General features: G+C 64.4%; 8 protein-coding genes. 5 read left to right on the forward strand and 3 right to left on the reverse strand.

All coding sequences use genetic code 11. The features are described 5' to 3' along the window. Positions 1–8 precede the first annotated feature (8 nt). Positions 9–1637, reverse strand: a complete 1629-nt coding sequence (locus DNK59_RS23215; protein WP_110724781.1) for a twin-arginine translocation signal domain-containing protein — start codon at positions 1635–1637, stop codon at positions 9–11. A 207-nt stretch (positions 1638–1844) separates the two neighbouring features. Between DNK59_RS23215 and pvdM the strand changes: the two genes are divergently transcribed. The 3 genes from pvdM to DNK59_RS23230 are packed head-to-tail and all read left to right on the forward strand — an operon-like array spanning position 1845 to position 5492. Further along, on the forward strand, positions 1845–3218 hold the full coding sequence (gene pvdM, locus DNK59_RS23220) for a pyoverdine-tailoring dipeptidase-like protein PvdM (RefSeq protein WP_110724782.1): 1374 nt from the start codon (positions 1845–1847) through the stop codon (positions 3216–3218). Between the two features lie 21 nt (positions 3219–3239). Continuing rightward, positions 3240–4550: an aminotransferase class V-fold PLP-dependent enzyme gene (locus DNK59_RS23225; protein ID WP_110724783.1), complete on the forward strand. Its 1311-nt coding sequence runs from the start codon at positions 3240–3242 to the stop codon at positions 4548–4550. Positions 4551–4598: 48 nt separating this feature from the next. Further along, positions 4599–5492 (forward strand): formylglycine-generating enzyme family protein, encoded by an 894-nt coding sequence (locus DNK59_RS23230; RefSeq protein WP_110724784.1) that lies wholly within the window; start codon positions 4599–4601, stop codon positions 5490–5492. A 56-nt stretch (positions 5493–5548) separates the two neighbouring features. Here the strand turns inward: DNK59_RS23230 and DNK59_RS23235 are convergent, their stop codons facing one another. Beyond that, positions 5549–6382, reverse strand: coding sequence for a formyltransferase family protein (locus tag DNK59_RS23235; protein ID WP_110724785.1), 834 nt, complete (start codon positions 6380–6382; stop codon positions 5549–5551). A gap of 200 nt (positions 6383–6582) precedes the next feature. Here DNK59_RS23235 and DNK59_RS23240 point away from each other — a divergent pair, with 200 nt between their 5' ends. Then, positions 6583–8235, forward strand: a complete 1653-nt coding sequence (locus DNK59_RS23240) for a cyclic peptide export ABC transporter (protein WP_110724786.1) — start codon at positions 6583–6585, stop codon at positions 8233–8235. A gap of 95 nt (positions 8236–8330) precedes the next feature. After that, positions 8331–10805, forward strand: coding sequence for a TonB-dependent receptor (locus tag DNK59_RS23245; RefSeq protein ID WP_110724787.1), 2475 nt, complete (start codon positions 8331–8333; stop codon positions 10803–10805). Positions 10806–11186: 381 nt separating this feature from the next. Here DNK59_RS23245 and DNK59_RS23250 read toward each other — a convergent pair. Then, the coding region (locus tag DNK59_RS23250; RefSeq protein WP_110724788.1) for a non-ribosomal peptide synthetase at positions 11187–21709 on the reverse strand (10523 nt) is incomplete at its 5' end.

The raw sequence follows: 21709 nt of genomic DNA on the forward strand, positions 1-21709 counted from the left end.
CCCCCGCCTCACAGCTTCAAGTGCTGGGCATACCAGGGCCGACGCGGCGCCCGCTTGAGCAGCTCAGGCACCTCTTCGTCGCGGCTCAGGGCGATGCGCAGGGCCAGCTTCATGACCTCCTGATCCATCTCCAGGGACATGTCCCCCGGGGCATTGCCCAAGGGGCCGCAGCCATGGGTCGAGGCCCCCAGCCACGGGTCGTCGATCTCGACCCAGCGCCCAGGGGCGAACCAGGGCACGCCATTGACCTCGCGGCGCAGCACTTCGCCGGGGTGATAGCGTTCATGGGCGCGGAACCAGTCGTCGATCCGGTCATCGATCCAGCCATGGAACTTCCAGAACATGGGATGCACGTGGGACGAGAAGGGATCGCCGAGAAAGTCGTTCTCGGGCTGGTACCAGCGCCCGGCGAAATCCGAGGACACGCGCGCCTGCATCACCGGCATGCCATTGGCAGGATCACGGGCGACATCGGCCCAGCGCATGTGCAGCCAGTCGTGCATGCCCAACTCGATCTCCGAGCCAAACTGGCCAAGGGTCATGCGACTGAGGTACTCCGGGTCCTGGTACTGCGATTCCCATACCTGGAAGTTGCCGTAGAACGCCGCATCGCTTTTCAGCCCGTGCAGCCATTGGGTGAACTCTTCATCGTCGTCCGCCACCCAGGCCGGCGGCACCGAACAGCCGTCATGGTTTTCGTAATAGCGGATAAAGGCCTGCCGATCATGCTCCAGGCGGGCGCAAGGCAACGGCAGTTGCGGCCAGGACACTAGGTCCGGCTGCAATGAGCGGGCATGCAGCAGCATGTGCCGGTGCATGAACAGAAAGTCGACGCCCGAGGCATTGCGATGCTTGCGCCGCCCCCGGGCGTCACGCTCATGCTTGACCGGCCCCGGCTGCCAGCCGAGCCCGCGCAGGCTGTTGCGCTTGTCCTTGGGCAGGGAATGCCAGCGGTCCCGCGAGGCGTGCCAGAGTTGGTGGAACAGGCGGTGCTGCGGCGATACCAGCCACGCCAGCAAGGCCGGGCTCAGCCCGCTCTGGTCCCGGGCGGCCGGAAAGGCTCGCTTGCGCGCGACAAAACGCGCCGCGGATACCGGCGCCAGCGGCGACGCCTGCAACGACTGCAGGCTGCCACTGAGGGTGCCGCTACCGGCATTGCCCCAACTGGCCCAGACCTCGTCGAGCACCACCTGGCACTCATGGCTGGGGGCACCGGCTATCCGGCCACCGGCAAACAGACGCCAGCGCAGCTTGGCGGCATCCACCGACGCCAGGTCGCCCTGCACCAGGAACTCCGCCGAGCCATCACCTCGCAGGCTCTGCGCGCGTCCCAGGACACCGCGCAAGCCGCGCCCGGCGGGGCCGGCATCCAGCAGCAACTCACAGCCTTTACGAGGCAGGGATTGCGGTCCGTTGGCGTCAAGGAACTCGATATCCCAGATGCCCCGCAGGTGATCGGCCAGGCGCACGCCTGGGTCCTGGGCCACCTCCAGCGTGGCTTCCCCCGGGGTGATGGCCTGCTCTTCCTTGAGGCGGGCATCCTGACGCTGCAACGCCTTCTGGGTGTAGAACGCCACAGGGATAGCCGCTCCTGTCACCGCCAGACCGGTCAAAAATCCTCTTCTCGAAAACCTCATCGCTCTACCTTTATCCAGTGGCGCGTCACGCATCTAGCTAGAACGTTGGATTTGCAGGGAAATTTACCGGGCAGCGATTGGCGCAACGCTAAATTTGCCCGCGCCCAGCTCGTTTATCGCGGATAGATGTGCACAACAGGTCGGACCCGGCAGCACTGAGCCCAAGGGCCCGATCCCGTCATCAGCCCGCCTGCGACTGGGATAGCAATGATCAAAATATCTGGTACGAAAACCCTCTATCTGAGCCTGCTGATACTTATCGTCGCCACCCTTGGCGTAGGTGCCGGCGCGGCCTGGTACTACTACTGGAAGGACCGGCTGCCCTACCCCAACGAGATCGTCAAGCACGCCAACGACCTGCAGGAACGGATCATCTCCTTCGACAGCCACATCACTGTGCCTCTGGATTTCGGCACCGAAGGCAGCGAAGCGGACAAGGACACCGCGCGCCAGTTCGACCTGGTCAAGGCCGGTCGCGGCCGCCTGTCCGGCGCTGCCCTAAGCATCCTGGCCTGGCCGGAAATGTGGAACGGCGCCAATGCGCCGCACCGCCCCACCGCCGGCTTCGTCGAGGAAGCCCGCCACCAGCGCGAGACGCGCTACCGGATCATCCAGGGCATGGTGCGCGACTTCCCCAACCAGACCGCCATCGCCTACAGCCCCGCCGACCTGCGCCGCATCGCCTCCGAAGGCAAGGTGGCGGTGGTGATCAGCCTGCTCAACGCCTACGCCATGGGTGACGACCTGAACCAGCTGGACCAGTGGGCCGCCCGGGGCATGCGCCTGTTCGGCTTCAGCTATGTCGGCAACAACGACTGGGCCGACTCGTCGCGTCCGCTGCCCTTCTTCAACGACACCCGGGACGCCCTCGGCGGCCTCTCACCGATCGGCAAGCAGGCCGTGCAGCGCCTCAACGACCTAGGGGTGGTGATCGATGTCTCGCAGATGTCGAGCAAGGCCCTGGACGATGTCGCCAGCCTGACCCGGGCGCCGCTGGTGGCGTCCCACTCCGCCCCAAGGGCGCTGGTGGATATCCCGCGTAACCTCAGCGACCGGGAAATGCAACAGATCAAAGCCACCGGCGGGGTGATTCAGGTGGTGGGGTTTTCCACCTACCTGCGGCCCCTCAGCCAACCGACCCTGGACAAGCTCAATGCCCTGCGCCAACGCTTCGACCTGGGGCCGTTGCAAGGCCTGGAAAACGCCCTGATGCCCGGCGACGCGGTGATCACCATCTGGCCGGAACAGCGCTTTGGTGAATACGCCAGCTCCCTGTACGGGATCCTCGATGAAGAGCCCAAGGCCAGCCTCAAGGACTTCGTCGACGCCATCGACTACACGGTGAAGAAAGTCGGCATCGACCACGTCGGCATCAGCTCGGACTTCAACGAGGGCGGCGGCGTCTTGGGCTGGATGAGCGTGGCGGACAACCGCAACGTCACCGCCGAGCTGATCCAGCGCGGCTACAGCGATATCGAGATCGCCAAGCTGTGGGGCGAGAACTATCTGCGCGTCTGGGAACAGGTGCAGAAACTGGCCAAGCCTGCAAAACCCAACCCTGCCCCCGCCATCGCCGGCTAACCCATGACCACGAGCCTTCCTGTGACCTATCGTCGGACCTTCCTCAAACAAGCCGGCCTGTTGGCCGTCGCCCTGCCCCTGGGCAACCTTGCCATCGGCCAGGCCCGGGCCGGCACTGCCGCACCCGCCACCGCCGCCGCCAGCAGCACAACCTGGAGCCAACTGCGCCAGCTGTTCGACCTGGACCCGGACTACGTGCACCTGGCCAATTTCCTTATCACCTCGCACCCAAGGCCCGTGCGCGAAGCCATAGAAAAATACCGCGCCGTACTCGATCGCAACCCGGCCATGGCCATGGACTATGACACCCAGTACACCTGGCAGCGCGAGGCCCAGGTGCGCGAAAGCGTCGGCCGCTACCTGCAGATCAAGCCCGCCCAGGTGGCCCTGACCGGCAGCACTACCGAAGGCCTGGCGCTGATGTATGGCGGTATTCACGTGCGCCCCGGGCAGGAGATCCTGACCACGGTCCACGAGCACTACTCGACCCGCAACGCTCTGAAATACCGCACCCAGCGCGACGGCACCCAGGTGCGCACCATCGAGCTGTTCAAGTCGCCCCAGCGCCTGTCCACCGACGAAGTGCTGGGCAATATCGACCGCAACATCCGCGCCAATACCCGGGTACTGGGCATGACCTGGGTGCAGTCGGGTAGCGGCGTGAAACTGCCGATCGGTGAGATCGGCAAGCTGGTGGACCAGCACAACCGTAATCGCGATGAGCAGGAGCGAATTCTCTACTGCGTCGATGGCGTGCACGGGCTGGGAGTGGAAGATGTCACCTTCGCCGACCTGAACTGCGATTTCTTCGTTGCCGGCACCCACAAGTGGATGTTCGGCCCGCGCGGCACCGGGATCTTCTGCTCGCGCTCGGAACAACTCGAACACCTGACGCCGATGGTGGCGACCTTCTCCGAAAACCAGAACTTCGCCACCACCATGACCCCCGGCGGCTACCACAGCTTCGAACACCGCTGGGCCGTGGACCAGGCCTTCGACCTGCACATGCAGCTGGGCAAGGCCAACGTCCAGTCACGCATCCACGAACTCAACAGCTACCTCAAGCAGCGCCTGCAGGAACACCCAGGCATCGAGCTGGTCACGCCCCTGAGCCCGGAGCACTCCGCCGGTTTCACCTTCTTCCGCGGCCAGAACCTGGACACCGACGCCACCGCCGCCTGGCTGATCGAGAACCGCATCCTGGTGGACGCGGTGGACCGCGATGCCGGTCCGGTGGTGCGCATGGCCCCTGGCCTGCTCAACAGCGAGACGGATATCGACCGGGCCATGGACCTGCTGGGCCAGCGCCTGCGCCGCAGCAAGAGCGCCTGACCTGCAGCCCCGGCCTCCCGAACTCACATTGCACAAGGCTATTGACTGATGAAACCTCTCGCCTCTTCCTCGCTGGCCGCCCTGGTCAGCTGCCTGATCAGCCTCAACGCCCACGCCGCAGAGCCGCCCAAGCCCGGCAGCGTGTTCAAGGACTGCAAGAACTGCCCGGAAATGGTGGTGCTGCCGGCCGGCAGTTTTGTCATGGGCACTCCGGAAGACGAAGTGGGCCGCGAGCCCGATGAAGGCCCGCAGCACACCGTGACCTTCAAGAACGCCTTCGCCATGAGTCGCTTCCATGTGACCGCCGGCGAGCTGGATGCCTACATCCGCGAAACCGGCACCCGGATCAAGGACGGTGATGACCGCCCCGGCCGCCTGTGCCAGGCCAGCAAGCCACGCTATGAACAGGGGCCGCGCCAACCGGCGGTGTGCGTCGACTACGCCGACGTGCAGGCCTATGCCCAGTGGCTGTCGAAAAAGACCGGCAAGCACTACCGGATGGTCAGCGAGGCCGAGCGCGAATATGCCGCACGCGCCGGCAGCACCGGCTCCTTCCCCTTCCCGTTCGACGAGGAAGGCCAGTACCAGATCAGCCAGCACGCCAACACCTACGGTCCCAAGGACGGCTTCAGCTTCACCGCCCCGGTGGGCAGTTTTCCACCCAACGCCTTCGGCCTGTATGACATGCATGGCAACGTCTATGAGTGGGTCGCCGACTGCTGGCACCCGGACTACGTGGGCGCCCCCGCCGATGGCCGGGCCTGGATGGAGGAGTCCGAAGGGGTGTGCCTGGACGCGCAGATTCGCGGCAACGACTGGGGTGAAGCGCCGGTGTTCTCGCGGTCGGGCAACCGCAACAGCCGCAAGCGCGAAGTGCGTGGGGACTGGCTGAGCTTTCGGGTCGTGCGCGAGCTGGAACAGCCTGGCGCCAGCCACAAGTAACCTACGATGGCCGGCGGCCCAGCGCGATGACCGCCCTGGGCCGCTGCGCTAAACGCCTACGGGCGCAGTTTATCGACCATCAGCCACAGGCCCTGGCGCAAGGCCGGAAACAGGCTGTTGTTGAAGTTGTTCCAGCGCAGCTCAAGGATGGTGTCCTCGGGCCCGATCTCGGTATTGAGCACATCATGCAGCACCTCGCCGGAATCGATGCCGTTGTCCACGTAGTGGAACGAGGCGCCGGTCAGGTACAAGGGCTCGGTCGGCACGGTTTCTCGGGTGCTCCAGTCCACCACCTTCTGCCCACGGGCGCCGTACAGGGCATTCCAGGTGGCGTAGGCACCACGGCGCTCATAGGGCGATTCGATACGGGTGATGCCCGGGTGAATGTTCATGATCCGCCTTGCGAACGGCGCCCCCGGACGCACCAGCTCATCGAGGATCACCAGCAGGCCATCGAGCACCACGATATCCGCCTTGAGCTCCACCAGGGTGTCGTGCAGGCGACGCTCGAAATCCTGCTTGCCGGCAATGTGCTCGGCACTGCCGCGCGGATGGCGGCGGTAGGTGGACGGCACGCTCAGCAGCAGGTCGTTGACCAACCGGCCCTGGACCTTCAGGTCCGCCGGGTACAGCCACTGGCGACCAGGCTGATAGGCAAAGCCGTAATCGCTGACCAGCTGCTGGTCCCGCGGCGATTGCTCGTCATCGTCGTAGACCACACCCACCAGTTCATAGGCCTCGCCCAGGGGCGTCTGGTTCAGCGTCTCCACCAGAAACTCCAGCACCGATTTCATGTAGCGCTCATGGTCCTTGTAGGCCACCGGCTGACCCGCCTTGTCGGCGGCGGCGTTACGCAGGGACCAGACATACACCAGATTCTTCTTCGTCATTGACTCGCTCTCGCTGAATGGTTCAGGCACGGCGTCGATACACGTGCGCCCACAGCACAAGAACGAACCACGGGCCGGGCAATTTATCCGCAGCGTCCGCCAGGCTGGCAGGCCGAGCTAAATACTCGCGCCGACGCTTCGTTTGTCAGGGGTAAGGGTCTGCGTGCAACGACCCTCTATCCACTCTCCGGGAAGCACTTATGACCGACCCCAAGCGCGGCGCCTTCAACGGTCTGCTCGCATTGCTCAGGCCCTTTCGCACCATCGTGGTGATCTCCGTCGCCCTGGGCATGGCCGGCGGCCTGGCCATCACCCTGTTGCTGGCCACCATCAACAACGCCCTGCACTCGGCGACCGGCATGACCCAGGGCGTGGTCCTGACCTTCGCCGCCCTGTGTGTGCTGGCGCTGACCAGCTCCATCGTCTCGGATATCGGCACCAACTATGTGGGCCAGCGGATCATTGCCGCCCTGCGCAAGGACCTGGGGGAAAAGGTCCTCTCGGCGCCCATCACCCAGATCGAACGCTATCGTTCCCATCGCCTGATCCCGGTGCTGACCCATGACGTCGACACCATCAGCGACTTCTCCTTCGCCTTCACCCCCCTGGCCATCGCCACCACCGTGACCCTGGGCTGCCTGGGCTACCTGGCGTACCTCTCGGTACCGATGTTCCTGATGATGGTGGTGGCCATCATCATCGGCACCAGTGTGCAACTGGTGGCCGGTGGCAAGGGCATCAAGGGCTTCGATGAGGCCCGCGACCACGAGGACGAGCTGCAGCGCTACTACAACGCGATCGCCTCCGGCGCCAAGGAACTGCGTATCCACCGGCCGCGGCGCTTTCGCATGAACACCCAGCGTATCCAGAAAACCGCCGACCGCATCAGCGATATCCAGGTGCGCTCGGTGAACATCTACATCCTGGCCAAGAGCTTCGGCTCGATGCTGTTCTTCGTGGTCATCGGCCTGGCCCTGGCGATGCAGGCCTACTACCCCAACCCCGACCCGGCAGTGATCACCGGCTTCGTACTGGTGCTGCTGTACATGAAGGGCCCCCTGGAGCACGTGGTCGGCTACCTGCCCATCGTCGGCAAGGCCAGGATCGCCTTCACCCGGATCAGCGAACTGTCCGAGCGCTTCTCCTCGCCCGAGCCGCACCTTTTGATGGACGACAGCGAAGCCCCGCAAGCGCTGGTGCACAGCCTGGAGCTGCGCGAAGTGCGCTACAGCCCACCGCCGGTGGAAGGTAGCGAACCGTTCCACCTGGGTCCGATCAACCTGAACATCAAGCAGGGCGACATCGTCTTCATCGTCGGCGAGAACGGCTGTGGCAAGACCACCCTGATCAAGCTGCTGCTGGGCCTGTACCCGCCAGAATCCGGAGAAATCCGTCTCAATGGCCAGGCGGTCACCGACCAGGCTCGCGACGACTACCGCCAGTTGTTCACTACCGTGTTCGCCGACTACTTCCTGTTCGACGACCTGGTCCAGGGCAATGCGGGCAAGTCGCTGGACGTCGCCACTCAGTACCTGAACCGCCTGGAGATCGCCCACAAGGTCAGTGTCAGGGATGGCGCCTTCACCACCACCGACCTGTCCACCGGCCAGCGCAAGCGCCTGGCCCTGGTCAATGCCTGGCTGGAAGAGCGCCCGGTGCTGGTGTTCGACGAATGGGCCGCCGACCAGGATCCGGCCTTCCGGCGGATTTTCTATACCGAGCTGCTGCCCGATCTCAAGCGCCTGGGCAAGACCATCATCGTCATCAGCCACGACGATCGCTACTTCGACATTGCCGATCAATTGGTGCGCATGAAGGCCGGACGAGTCCTGAGCGAACTGCAACCGGCGTGATTGTTTCCGGTTTATGGCTGCTGATGCGTCATACAGACAGAATTGAGAATTACTAGCATTAACAATCATTACATCTGCCGGACCTAAAAGAGCACATGAGCATGCCCACACATCACCGACTGCCTCCCCTGACGAAAGCGCTGCTGCGTCAGGCGTTCTCGCCAAAACTGGCTTCGCGCTCCCTGGGCCTGGCCCTGACCCTGCCACTGATGGCGCAAGTCCAGGCCCAGGAGATCCACTTCAACATCGCCTCGCAGTCCATGGCGGCGGCCCTGCAGGAGTTCGGGCGTCAGGCCAATATGCAAGTGCTCTACAACCCGGACGACGTTCAGGGCAAGCGCAGCAACGCCCTCAGCGGCAACTATTCACCGGAGCGGGCGATCGCAGCCATGCTCAATGGCACCGGGGTGGCCTACACCCTCATGGACAACTCGCTCACCATCCGCAATCAGGGGAACAATGGCGCGCTGGAGCTGGGAACCACCACCATCAGCGGCCAGGGCCTGGACAGCACCACCGAGGACACCGGCTCCTACACCACCGGCGCCATGCAGACCGCCAGCAAGCTGGCCCTGACGGCCCGGGAAACCCCGCAGTCGGTCACGGTCATCACCCGCCAGCGCATGGACGACCAGAACATGAAATCCCTGGAGGACGTGCTCAAGGCCACCCCCGGGATTTCCATCACCAAGGACGGTCCGCAGCGACCGACCTTCTATTCCCGTGGCTTTGCCGTCGAAAACCTGATGACCGACGGCTTGCCCAACGACTTGTCCCACTACCTGAGCCGGGACATGAACTCCTCGGCCGACATGGCGATCTTCGACCATGTGGAAGTGGTGCGTGGCGCCACCGGGATGATGCAGGGCGCGGGTAACCCGTCGGCCGCGATCAACATGGTACGCAAGCGCCCGACCGCCACCCCGCGGGTCACCGTCACCGGCAGCGCCGGCAGCTGGGACAACTATCGCACCGAGATCGACGCCTCCAACGCCCTCAATGAAAGTGGCACCCTGCGCGGCCGGGTGGTCACCGCCTACCAGAGCAAGGGCAGCTTCCAGGACTTCGTCAGTTCCGAGCGTTCGGTGTTCTACGGCATCACCGAAGCCGATCTGAACGAAGACACCACCTTCACCTTTGGCGTCTCCAACCAGAGCGGCAAGAACAATACGTCATGGGGCGGCCTGCCGGTTGCCGCCGACGGCAGCGACCTGCACCTCAAGCGCTCAAGCTACCTGGGCAGCAAATGGGAATACTGGGATCAGAACAACACCACGGCATTCAGCCGCCTGGAGTACCGTTTCGCCAACAGCTGGAAGATGCTCCTGTCCGCCAGCAAGAGCTGGTCGGACCTGAACATGCTCGGCTCCATCCCGGAGCGCATGGGCGCCAACTACGATGAATTCGGCCAGAACATCGGTCGCTACGACTACGAAGACCAGCAAAACAGCTACGACGGCTACGTCACCGGTCCCTTCTCCCTGTTCGGGCGCACCCACGAACTGGTGGTGGGCGCCAGCCGGCGCGACCTGACGTTCAAGGGCAAAGGCCTGCCCATCGATCTCGAGACCCACACCAACATCTACAAGCCCAGCGGCATTCCCAAGCCGGACATGAGCGCCAACCCCTGGACACAACGCCGCACCAGCCAGCTGGAAGGTACCTACGTCACCACTCGCCTGAGCATCACCGACGACCTGAAGCTGATCCTTGGCGGACGCCTGGACTGGTACGACTACGACGTGACCACCACCTGGAACGGCAAGCCGTCGGCCTCCAGCCTGCCCAACAAGGTGACACGCCACCTGACCCGCTATGCCGGGGCCATCTATGACCTGGACCAGAACCACTCGGTCTATGTCAGCTACACCGACATCTTCAAGCCGCAGACCGAGCTCGACGCCTCCAATAGCGCTCTGAAGCCCATCGAAGGCAAGAACTACGAACTGGGCATCAAGGGCGAATACTTCGATGGCAGCCTGAACGCCAGCGCGGCGATCTTCCGTATCGACCAGGAAAACCGCGCCAAGGCACTCAACCCCAACCAGTGCACCCCAGTAGGAAGCACCTGTTACGAAGCTGCAGGCCAGGTCCGCAGCGAAGGTATCGAGCTGGAGATCAACGGCACCCTGGCCCCGGGCTGGGAACTGGGGGCGGGCTACACCTATGCCTCGGTCAAGTACACCAAGGACTCCAACCAGGCCAACGTCGGCCGCCTGTTCGACACCGACATCCCGCGTAGCGTGTTCAAGGCCTTCACCACCTACCAACTGCCCGGCGACCTGAACCGCTGGACCATCGGTGGCGGCGTCTATGGCCAGAACACCATCTACAACAAGGGCACCAACGACTACCTGAGCACCTTCGACTACCGCATCGAACAGAAGTCCTACGCCCTGGTGGACCTGATGACCAGCTACAAGGCCTCGGAAAACGTCAACGTCCGTCTCAACGTCAACAACCTGTTCGACAAGCGCTACTACCAGAGCATCGGCACCAACACCGACTACGGCACCAGCCTCTACGGCGACCCGCGCAACGCCATGGTCACGGTCAGCTGGTCTCTCTGAAACACCGTCCCCCCGTGTAGGAGCCGGCTTGCCGGCGAAGGCGTTCTCCGGGCCTGCCCACCTTCGCTATCAGGCCAGCTCCTGCAACCCAATGAATTACCCTCCTCTCCCACCTACAACTGCGCAGGAGCCGGCTTGCCGGCGAAAGCGTTCTCCGGGCCTGCCCACCTTCGCTGTCAGGCCCGCTCCTGCAACGCGATGAACTCCCCTCCTCTCCCGCCTACAGCTTGGCAGGAGCCCGCTTGCCGGCGAAAACGTTCTCCGAGCCTGCCGACCTTCGCTGGCAGGCCAGCTTCTACTGGGCAATGGCGGACGTTGTTTACCTTGTGACAAAAACGACAAAGGCCTGGACCGTTGCCGGTCCAGGCCTTTGCTGGCCACTCAGTTCAAGCAAGTCAGCAATTGCTCTCTGAAACTCTCCAGCAAGACAGTGCTGTCCACCATGGCTTCATGACGGACTTCGATGCGGCAGGAAGCAGCTATCTCGCCGCTCTGCACCTGGCGACCAATGTCCTGCTCCAGGACCTGGATCCGCTCCCGGGCATAATCGCTGGACCACCACAACCGCGGCGCTACCTGCAATGGACGATAGGCATAGGCCGCAGACAATGCGCTCAGGTCATTGAACACGGCGCTGACCAGCGAAGCGTCGAACTCGGCCTTGAACAGCCCCACCACCCGATCCAGTTCGCCGGGCGCCAGGGCGATATGCTCAGCCACCCAGTCATGGATGCTTTGCCAGTTCAGCTCGGCTTCCCGCCGCAAGCGGCTGTCGATCAGCCCGGCGCTGCCCGGGAATAGCAGGCAGAGCTTGTCGATGATCACCTGCCACTCGGACTCGGCCGTCACCGAAACCGGCGCCTCCTGTTGCTGTACCTGTTCATCCACGGCGCCCTGAGGCGGTGTCGGGTCGAGCAGGCCGAGGAATCGCACCGCCTCGCCCGCGGCCTCCAGTTCGCTGGCCACGTCCATGGCAATCGAGCCCCCCAAGGACCAGCCCGCCAGATAGTAAGGGCCGCTCGGCTGCACCTGACGGATGCCGGCGACATAGCGCTGAATCATCGCCAGCCATGAAGCCTCGCTCCAATCGGCTTGCAAGTAGGCATGGTGCAGCACGCCATACACCGCGCAATGCTCGCGCAACTGCGCGGCCAGCGGCAGATAGCCGTACACGCTGCCCCCCGCCGGGTGGAAGCAGAACAGCGGTTGGCCGGAGCCGCCCAGGGCGATGACGTTCTGCACGCTGTCGGCCTGACCGGCCGCGATCACGTCAGCCAGTTGCCCTACCGTCGGCGCCGTGAACAGGGCATTGATGCCCAGTTGCACAGCCAGTGCCTGATTCAGGGCGCCGATCAGGCGCAAGGCATCCAGGGAATGGCCGCCCAGTTCGAAGAAGTTGTCGTCCAGGCCCACCTGCTCGATACCCAGCACCTGGGCCCAGATCGCCGCGACCTGCCGTTGCAGCTCGCTCTGTGGGGCGATGTAGGCATGCTGCAACAGACTGGCATCGGCCTTGGGCAGGGCCTTGCGATCCAGCTTGCCGTTGGGACTCAACGGCAGGGCTTCGAGAAACAGCAGGTGCGCCGGCAGCATGTAGTCCGGCAGCGCCTGCTTGAGGGCCGCGGTCACCTGCTCGCGCAACGACGCCTGGGCTTGGGGGGTATCAGTCGGTACATCCGCGGCGGCCACCACATAAGCCACCAACTGCGGCCCGCTCGCCCCGTCCTGGGCCAGCACGATCGCCTCGCGCACCTGAGGCAGCTCCAGCAGACGCGCTTCGATCTCGCCCATTTCGATACGGAAACCGCGGATCTTCACCTGATGGTCGATGCGCCCGGCGTACTCGATCACGCCCTGGGCGTCATAATGGGCCAGGTCGCCGGAGCGGTACAGGCGCCCGCCGTCGCAGCTGAACGGGTCGGGTATGAAGCGCTCGGCGGTCAGGCCCGGACGGTTGTGGTAACCCCGGGCCAGCAGGTCGCCACCAATCATCAGCTCGCCAATCACCCCGTTGAGCGGCAGGTTGCCGCTGTTGTCCAGCAGGTAGATGGAACGACCCGGCAGGGCCTTGCCCAGCGGAATCACCGCTGGCATCGGCTCGGCACCCGTCAGGTAGGCGCCGCAGTCATGGGCGCTGACACTCACCGTGGCCTCGGTCGGCCCGTAGGTATTGAGCAGGCAGACCTGATCCAGACCGGCCTGTTTCCAGGCGGCCACGCCTTCGGCCGGCATGGCCTCGCCCCCCAGGTTGAGCTGGCGCAGGCGACCGAAGTCGCGGCGGCCCTTGGCGGCGAAGTCCTTGCCCAGCATGAACCAGTAGGCGGTGCTCAGGTCGACGATGCTGATGCCCTGCTCGATCAGCTCGCGGTAGAAGGTCTCGCTGTCCCACAGCTCCTTGCCGCGAATCACCACCGAGGCGCCACAGATCAGCGCCGGGTACAGCTGTTCGACAAAGGCATCGAAGTTGAAGGTGGAGAACTGCAGGCCGCGATCGGCAGCCGTCATGTTGAAGTAGCGAGCGGTGGCCCGGGCGTGCTGGCTCAGGGCGTTATGGGTGATGCCCACGCCCTTGGGCCGGCCGGTGGAGCCAGAGGTGTACATCACATACGCCAGGTTGTCTGTGGCAGCGCGCGCGGGCGGATTGCCCGGATCCGTGCCGGCCAGCCAGGCACAGTCCTGGTCCAGGCACAGGTACGGCACCGCGCGGCCATCCTGCAAACGCTCCAGCAGCGGCGCCTGGGTCAACAGCAGCTCAATGCCGCTGTCCTGCATCATGTAGTGCAGGCGCTCCTGAGGATATTCAGGGTCCAGCGGCACGTAGGCGCCGCCGGCCTTGAGCACCGCCAGCAGGCCCACGATCATGTCCAGCCCGCGCTCCACGGCGATGCCCACCCGCACATCCGGACCAACGCCCTGCTCGATCAGCTTATGGGCCAACTGGTTGGCCCGCTGGTTGAACTGGCCATAGCTCAGTTGTTCGCCGGCACACAGCAGCGCCACCGCATCCGGGGTACGTTCGGCCTGGGCTTCGATCAATTGGTGAATATTCAGGTCGCGGCCCACTTGCCCGGCCGCCTGGCGGCACTCCTGTTCAACCGCAGCCCTTTGCCCATCGCTGAGCAGCGATAGTTCCCCCAGGCACTGTTCGGGGTTGCCGATCATGGCCAACAGCAGCTGTTGCAGGCCCTCGGCCAGTTGCCGGATCACTGCGGCGCTGAAGTGCTGGCACGAATAGCCGTAGTCGAACGACAGCCGTTCAGCGACGAACACCGACAGGGTCAGCGGGTAGTTGGTCTGTTCATGATTGCCCACCGCGCCAAATTGCAGCTGCGCTGGCGAGCCTTTCTCCAGGGCTTCGGACACCGGGTAGTTCTCGAACACCAGGATGTTGTCGAACAACGCATCGGCTCCCAGACCGGCCCAACGTTGCACGTCATACAACGGGGTGTGTTCGAAGTCGCGCAGGGCCAGGTTGCGTTCCTGTACCACCTGCAGCCAATCGCCCAGCGCCAGTTCCGGACGTGGCGCGGCCACCACCGGCAAGGTGTTGATGAACAGCCCGATCTGCTGCTCCACGCCCTTGAGTTCCGCCGGGCGCCCGGACACGGTGGCACCGAACACCACGGTGTCCTGCCCGGTGCAGCGTTGCAGCAGTACAAGCCACGCAGCTTGCACCAGAGTGTTGACCGTGACTTTCTGCTGGCGGGCGAACTCGCTCAAGCGGCGGGTCTGCACCTCATCCAGGGTACAGCCATGACTGGCATGGCCCTTCTCCGACAGCGCCTGCGTGCCAGAGGCAATGGCCTGGGCCAGACGGGTCGGCTCCTCCAGTCCCTGCAGTTGCTGCTTCCAGAAATGCTCACTGAGGGTTGCATCCTGGCGTTGCAGCCAGGCGATGTAGTCGCGGTAGCGCCCAGTCAGGTGTTGCGGCAGTTGACCGGCATAACGTTGCAACACCTCGCCGAGTAGCTGCGCGTTACTCCAACCATCCATCAGGATGTGGTGGTTGGTGTAGATCAGGTGGTAGCGCTGTTCGCCGGTGCGCACCAGGGTCAGGCGCAACAGCGGTGCTGCGACCAGATCGAAGCCCCGTTGCCGCTCGGCCGCCGCCAGGGCATCCAGGGCGTGCGGGGACTGCTGCGTCGAACGCCAGTCATGCTCGACACACTCCAGGCTGACCTGCTTGTACACCACCTGGATGGGGGTCGGCAGTTCGCCCTGCCAGAGGAAACCGCTGCGCAGGATGTCATGGCGCTCGACAGTCGCCTGCCAGGCCTGGCGGAAGCGCTCGGGGTCGAGCCCATCCACGTCCACCCGCAACTGGTTGATGTAGTCGCTGCCCTCCTCCTGGTAGAGGGTATGGAACAGCATGCCCTGCTGCATCGGCGACAAGGGGTAGAGGTCTTCCACCGCAGCCAGCGACACCGGCAGGCGATCCAGCTGCTGCTGGCTCAGGCCGGCCAACAGGAAGTCCGACGGCGTGGCGCCACGCTGCTCGGGCTGGCTGCAGTGCTCGATCAGCGCCTGCAGCTCCCGGGCGTAGTCGTCCGCCAGGTGCTGGATGGTGGCGGTATCGAACATCGCTCGGCTGAAGTTCCAGCCCAGGCTCAGCTCACCGCCGTAGACCTGGCCATTGAGGGTCAGCCAGTTGCCCAGCGGGGCTTGCGGGCTCTGGTCGTCGCCCTTGGCCTCGTTGGCCGGGGCAAACAGGGCCTGCGGGTCATTGAAACTGCCGTCGAACTGCCCCAGGTAGTTGAAGGTGATGCGCGGCACGGCCAAGGCACCGAGGGTTGCCTGTGCATTCGCATCCCCCAGGTAACGCAGGGCACCAAAACCGATGCCCTTGTTCGGCACGGCCCGCAGCTGTTCCTTGATGTGCTTGATCGAATCGGCCAGGGCCGGCTGTGGCGTCAGCTTCACCGGGAACACGCTGGTGAACCAACCCACAGTGCGGCTCAGGTCGATGCTGTCGAACAGCTCTTCGCGGCCGTGGCCTTCCAGTTGCACCAGGGCGCTGCGTTCACCGGTCCAGCGGGTGATGACCCGGGCCAGGGCGGTGAGTAGCAGGTCGTTGATCTGGGTGCGATAGGCTGCCGGCGCATCCTGCAGCAAGCGCTGGGTATCGCGTTTGCTCAAGCGGGTCTCGACACTGCTGGCGTGCTGGTTCTGCAGCCCTTCGTGGCCATGGTCACAGGGCAGGTTCGACTCGACGCCCTGCAGTTGCGCCTGCCAGTACCCCAGTTCCTGCTGCAGCGCCGCACTGTTGGCATAGGCTTGCAACTGCCCGGCCCAGGCTTGGGTCGAGCTGGACTTGGCCGGCAGCGCCTGATTGCCCAGCAGGGCTTGCAGGTCCTCCAGGAGAATCCGCCAGGACACCCCATCCACCACCAGGTGATGAACGATCAGCAACAGGCGCTGGCTCTGGTCGGCCAGGGTGAACAGCACACCGCGCAACAACGGACCGTCCTGCAGGTTGAGGCTGCGCTGGGCCTGCTCGGCAAACTGCTGCAAGGCCTGGGTATCGGCCACGCTGGCCTGCCACAGCAATGGCGCCTGCTGCTCGGCGTCGGCAAAGGCTGCGCTCCAGGCGCCTTGATGTTCACTAAAGCGCAGGCGCAGGGCATCGTGCTGCACCGTCAGGGCCTGCAATGCATTTTCCAGGCTCAGCGCTTGCAGCGCCTGCAACGGCTTGAGCAGCACCGACTGGTTCCAGTGGTGACGCTCCGGCACCGGGGTGTCAAAGAACCACTGCTGGATCGGCAGCAGCGCCATTTCGCCACGCACCGGGCCCTGGTCGATCTGCAAGCCGCCCTCGCCCTGCTCCGCCACCGTCGCCAGCCCCTGCACCGTCTGGTGCTGAAACAGGTCCTTGGGGGTGAAACGGATACCGGCCTGACGGACGCGGCTGACCACCTGGATCGAGATGATCGAGTCGCCGCCCAGCTCGAAGAAGTTGTCGGTAACGCCCACCTGCTCAAGCTTCAGCACATCGGCCCAGATCGCGGCGATCCGTTGTTCCAGGTCGTTTTGCGGCGCCACGTAGGTCTGCTGCATCAACTGCGCATCGACTTTGGGCAGCGACTTGCGGTCCAGCTTGCCGTTGGGTGTCAGCGGCAGCGCTTCGAGGAACAGCAAATAAGTCGGCACCATGTAGTCCGGCAGGCTCTCGCGCAGGCGCGCCTTGATGCTTTCGCGCAACGGCGCCTGACGCTCGTTGCTCAACGCCACCTCGGCATCCACCGGCACGATATAGCCCACCAGCTGTTGGCCGCTCGGCCCGGGCTGGGCGATCACCGCCACTTCCAATACCGGGTCCTGCTCCAGCAAGCGCGCTTCGATTTCGCCCAGCTCGATACGGAAACCCCGCACCTTCACCTGATGGTCGACACGGCCCACGTACTCCACCAAGCCATCGGTGCGATAGCGGGTCAGGTCGCCGCTGCGGTACAGCCGCGCCCCGGTGGTGCTGTAGGGGTCAGGGATAAAACGCTCGGCCGTCAGCCCTGGACGATCCAGGTAACCCCGGGCCACGCCCAGGCCACCCAGGTACAGCTCGCCGGCCACGCCAACCGGCAACAGGTTGAGGTTGGCATCGGCCACGTAAGCGCTGCGATTGCCGACGATATTGCCGATGGGCGCATAGGCCGCATCGCACGGATCGCCGGCACGGGCCTTCCAGATCAACGGCGTAACCACCGTCTCGGTCGGGCCATAGCCGTTGAAGATGTACTTGGGCCGCAGCACTCGCCACGCCAGATCGTAACTGGCCTGGGGCACTGCATCGCCGCCGAAGCAATACACCCGCACCGCTGGCGGATTGCCGTCGCGCTCGGCGTGCACTGCCAGTTGTTGCAGATAAACCGGCGGGAACACCCCCACCGTGACGCCGTAGCGATGCATCTGCTCGTAGGTGAATTCCGGCGACCACAAACTATCGTCGCGGATCAGCACACTGGCGCCGTAGATCAGCGGGTGCATCCAGCCTTCGTGGGAGCCGTCGAAGGCGAAGGACATGAAGTGCAGCTCGCAATCCGCCGGGCTCATTTCATAGCGCTCGCCAGTGGCCAAACTGTGCATGGCCAGCGGGCCGTGGGACACCGCCACGCCCTTGGGCAGGCCGGTGGAACCGGAGGTGTAGATCACATAGGCGAGGTTTTCCTCGGCCAGTTCCACCTGCGGGCTGATCACCGGGTAAGCCGCAAAATCAGCCGCGCCTTCGACGCTGAGGGTCGGCAGACCTTCAGGAATCGGCAAGCGATCCAACAGATGGCTCTGGGTCAGCAGCAGCCACGCGCCGCTGTCTTGCATCATGTAGCGCAGACGGTCCTGGGGGTACTCGATATCCAGCGGCACATAAACCCCACCAGCCTTGAGCACGGCCAGGAAGGCCACCATGATTTCCGCGCAGCGCGGCATGGCGATGGCCACCCGCACTTCCGGGCCCACTCCCAGTTCGATCAGCTTGTGCGCCAGTTGGTTGGCTTGCGTATCCAGCTCGCGATAGCTCAGGCGCTGCTCGGCGAAAAACACCGCCGGCGCATCCGGGGCCTTGGCCACCTGATCGGCAAACAGCTGATGGACAAAACGCTGGGTCGGGTAGAGCACATCGGTGTGGTCCCAGTCCTGGCGAATGCGGCGCTGCTCGTCCTGGGTCAGCAATGGCAACTCACCCAGCCCGGTTTGCGCATGGTCCATCAGGCTCAGCAACAGGCCCTGCAAGTGCCCGCCCAACTGCACCATCGAAGGTTCAGAGAAGGATTCACGGGCATAGATGAACTCGAACGACAGGCTCGCCCCCAGGTTGACCGCGACCGTCAGGGGGTAGTTGGTCTGCTCGTGGTTACCCACAGCGCCAAAGCGCAGTTGCGCCGGAGCACCTTTTTCCAGGGCTTCGGACACCGGGTAGTTCTCGAACACCAGGATGTTGTCGAACAGCGCATCCCCGCCCAGCCCGGCCCAGCGCTGCACTTCGTACAGCGGCGTGTACTCATAGTCGCGCAGCGCCAGGTTGCGGTTCTGCACCGCCTGCAACCACTGGCTCACGGTCATGTCCGGGCGTGGCGTGGCCACCACCGGCAAGGTGTTGATGAACAAGCCCACCTGCTGCTCTATGCCCTTGAGCTCCGCCGGACGCCCCGCCACCGTGGCGCCGAACACCACGCTTTCCTGCCCGGTGCAACGTTGCAGCAATAGCAGCCACGCCGCCTGCACCAGGGTATTGACCGTGACCTTCTGCTGCCGGGCAAATTCGCCAAGGCGGGCCGTCTGTGCCAGATCCAGCTCGCGATGATGCTTGCCGTGACCGGTGCCGGCCGGAATGTCCGCGACCCGGGACAGCGCCTGGGTCAGGCGGGTCGGTTCATCCAGTGTCTGCAGTTGTTCTTTCCAGAAGCTTTCACAGGCCTGGGCATCCTGGCGTTGCAGCCAGGCGATGTAGTCCCGGTAGCGGCCCGGAGCGTGGCTGGGCAACTGACCGGCATAACGTTGCAGCACTTCGCCGAGCAACTGCGAGTTGCTCCAGCCGTCCATCAGGATGTGATGGTTGGTGTAGATCAGGTGGTAGCGCTGCTCGTCGATACGCACCAGGGTCAGGCGCAACAAGGGCACGGCATCCAGCTCGAAGCCACGCTGGCGCTCGGCGGTGGCCAGGGTATCCAGGGCTTCCTGCTGCTGCGGCAGGCCGCGCCAGTCATGTTCGGTGCAATCCAGGGCAATGTGCTTGTGCACCACTTGCAGCGGCGTCGACACCTCGCCCTGCCAGATAAAGCCGGTGCGCAGGATGTCATGCCGATCGATGGCCGCCTGCCAGGCCTGCTGGAAGCGCAGCGGATCAAGGCCGTCCACGTCTACCCGCAGTTGATTGATGTAGTCGCCCGCCGCCTGCTCGTAGAGGGTATGGAACAGCATGCCCTGCTGCATCGGCGACAGGGGGTAGAGGTCTTCGACAGAAGCCATCGCCACCGGCAGGCGATCCAGTTGCTGCTGGTCCAGGCCCGCCAGCGGGAAGTCCGAAGGCGTCGCGCCCGCCTGCTGCGGTGCACAGCAATGCGCCACCAGCGCCTTGAGTTCCTCGGCATAGTCGTCGGCCAAGCGCTGGATGGTGGCGACATCGAACATCTGTTGGCTGAAGGTCCAGCTCAGGCTCAGTTCGCCACCATAGACCTGGCCATCCAGGCTCAGCCAGTTGCTCAGCGGAGCCTGCGGGCTCTGGTCGTCGCCCTTGGCTTCACCGGTGGGCTTGAACAGGGAATCCTGCTCGTCGAAGCTGGCGTCGAACTGGCCCAGGTAGTTGAACGTGATGCGCGGCACGGCCAGGGCTGCAAGGGCCTGCTGGGCCTGGGCATCCCCCAGGTAACGCAAGGCACCGAAGCCGATGCCCTTGTTCGGCACCGCCCGCAGTTGTTCTTTGATGAACTTGATCGAATCGGCCAGGGAAGCCTGGGGCGTCAGCTTCACCGGGAACATGCTGGTGAACCAGCCCACGGTGCGGGTCAGATCGATGCTGTCAAACAGGTCTTCGCGGCCGTGCCCTTCCAGTTGCACCAGGGCACTGGCCTCGCCGGTCCAGCGGGTGATGACCCGGGCCAGGGCGGTCAGCAGCAAATCGTTGATCTGGGTGCGATAGGCCGCAGGGGCATCCTGCAGCAGGCGCTGGGTATGGGCCTTGTCCAGGCGGGTACTGAGGCTGCTGGCATGCTGGTTCTGCAACGCGGTGATCGGGTGATCGACCGGCAGGTTCGCCTCGACGCCCTGCAACTGGGACTGCCAGTAATGAAGTTCCTCCTGCAGCGCCGCTCCTTGGGCATAGGCCTGCATCTGCTCGGCCCAGGCCTGGGTCGAGCTGGTCTTGGCCGGCAACGCCAGGGGCTGGCCGGCGCTCAATTGAGCGTGGGCCTGCTGCAGGTCCTCAAGCAGGATCCGCCAGGACACGCCGTCCACCACCAGGTGGTGGATCACCAGCAACAGGCGCTGGCTGCCATCCTCCAGGCTGAACAGCACGGCCCGCAGCAGCGGCCCCTCCTGCAGGTTCAGGCTGCGCTGCGCCTCGCTCGCCGACGCCTCCATGGCCTGCGCGCTGTCCACCGTGACCTGCCAGAGCAGTTCCGGTCGCTGGCGGGCATCGGCAAAACGCGCCGACCAGCCGTCCGCCTCCTGGCTGAACTGCAAACGCAGGGCATCATGCTGCAGCCACAACGCCTGCAAGGCGTTTTCCACCACCTCGGCGTGCAGAGGCTGGGCCGGCTTGAGCAGTACCGACTGGTTCCAGTGATGACGTTCGCTCATGGACGACTCGAAGAACCACTGCTGCACCGGTAGCAGCGCCGTCGCGCCCCGCACCGGGCCCTGGTCGATCTGCACCCCGCCCTCGCCCTGCTCGGCCACAGCCGCCAGCCCCTGCACCGTCTGGTACTGGAACAGGTCCCGCGGGGTAAAGCGAATGCCCGCCTGCCGGGCGCGGCTGACCACCTGGATCGAGATGATCGAATCGCCACCCAGCTCAAAGAAGTTATCGGTCGCACCGACCTGCTCAAGCTTCAGCACATCGGCCCAGATCGTCGCGATCTGCTGCTCCAGTTCGCTCTGCGGCGCCACATAGACCTGCTGCATCTGCTGGGCGTCGACCTTGGGTAGGGCCTTGCGATCGAGCTTGCCGTTCGGTGTCAGCGGCAGCGCTTCGAGGAACAACAGGTAGGCCGGCACCATGTAGTCCGGCACATGCTCTTTCAGCGCCGTCTTGATGCTTTCGCGCAAGGCCGTCTGGGCCTCGCCGGCCACGGCCATCGCGGCGTCGCTGGGCACGATATAGGCCACCAGTTGCTGGCCGTTCTCGCCGTCATGGGCCATGACGAAGGCTTCTCGCACGGATGCCTGCTGCACCAGCCGCGCTTCGATTTCCCCCAGCT

Source organism: Pseudomonas sp. TKO26 (assembly GCF_003225665.1).
Taxonomy (GTDB): domain Bacteria; phylum Pseudomonadota; class Gammaproteobacteria; order Pseudomonadales; family Pseudomonadaceae; genus Aquipseudomonas; species Aquipseudomonas saponiphila.

Excerpts from the sequence above, each read along its gene's own strand:
- DNK59_RS23235 (WP_110724785.1), bottom strand. The coding sequence starts at position 6,382 with ATGACGAAGAAGAATCTGGTGTATGTCTGGTCCCTGCGTAACGCCGCC.
- DNK59_RS23215 (WP_110724781.1), bottom strand. The coding sequence starts at position 1,637 with ATGAGGTTTTCGAGAAGAGGATTTTTGACCGGTCTGGCGGTGACAGGA.
- pvdM (WP_110724782.1), top strand. The coding sequence starts at position 1,845 with ATGATCAAAATATCTGGTACGAAAACCCTCTATCTGAGCCTGCTGATA.
- DNK59_RS23230 (WP_110724784.1), top strand. The coding sequence starts at position 4,599 with ATGAAACCTCTCGCCTCTTCCTCGCTGGCCGCCCTGGTCAGCTGCCTG.
- DNK59_RS23245 (WP_110724787.1), top strand. The coding sequence starts at position 8,331 with ATGAGCATGCCCACACATCACCGACTGCCTCCCCTGACGAAAGCGCTG.
- DNK59_RS23240 (WP_110724786.1), top strand. The coding sequence starts at position 6,583 with ATGACCGACCCCAAGCGCGGCGCCTTCAACGGTCTGCTCGCATTGCTC.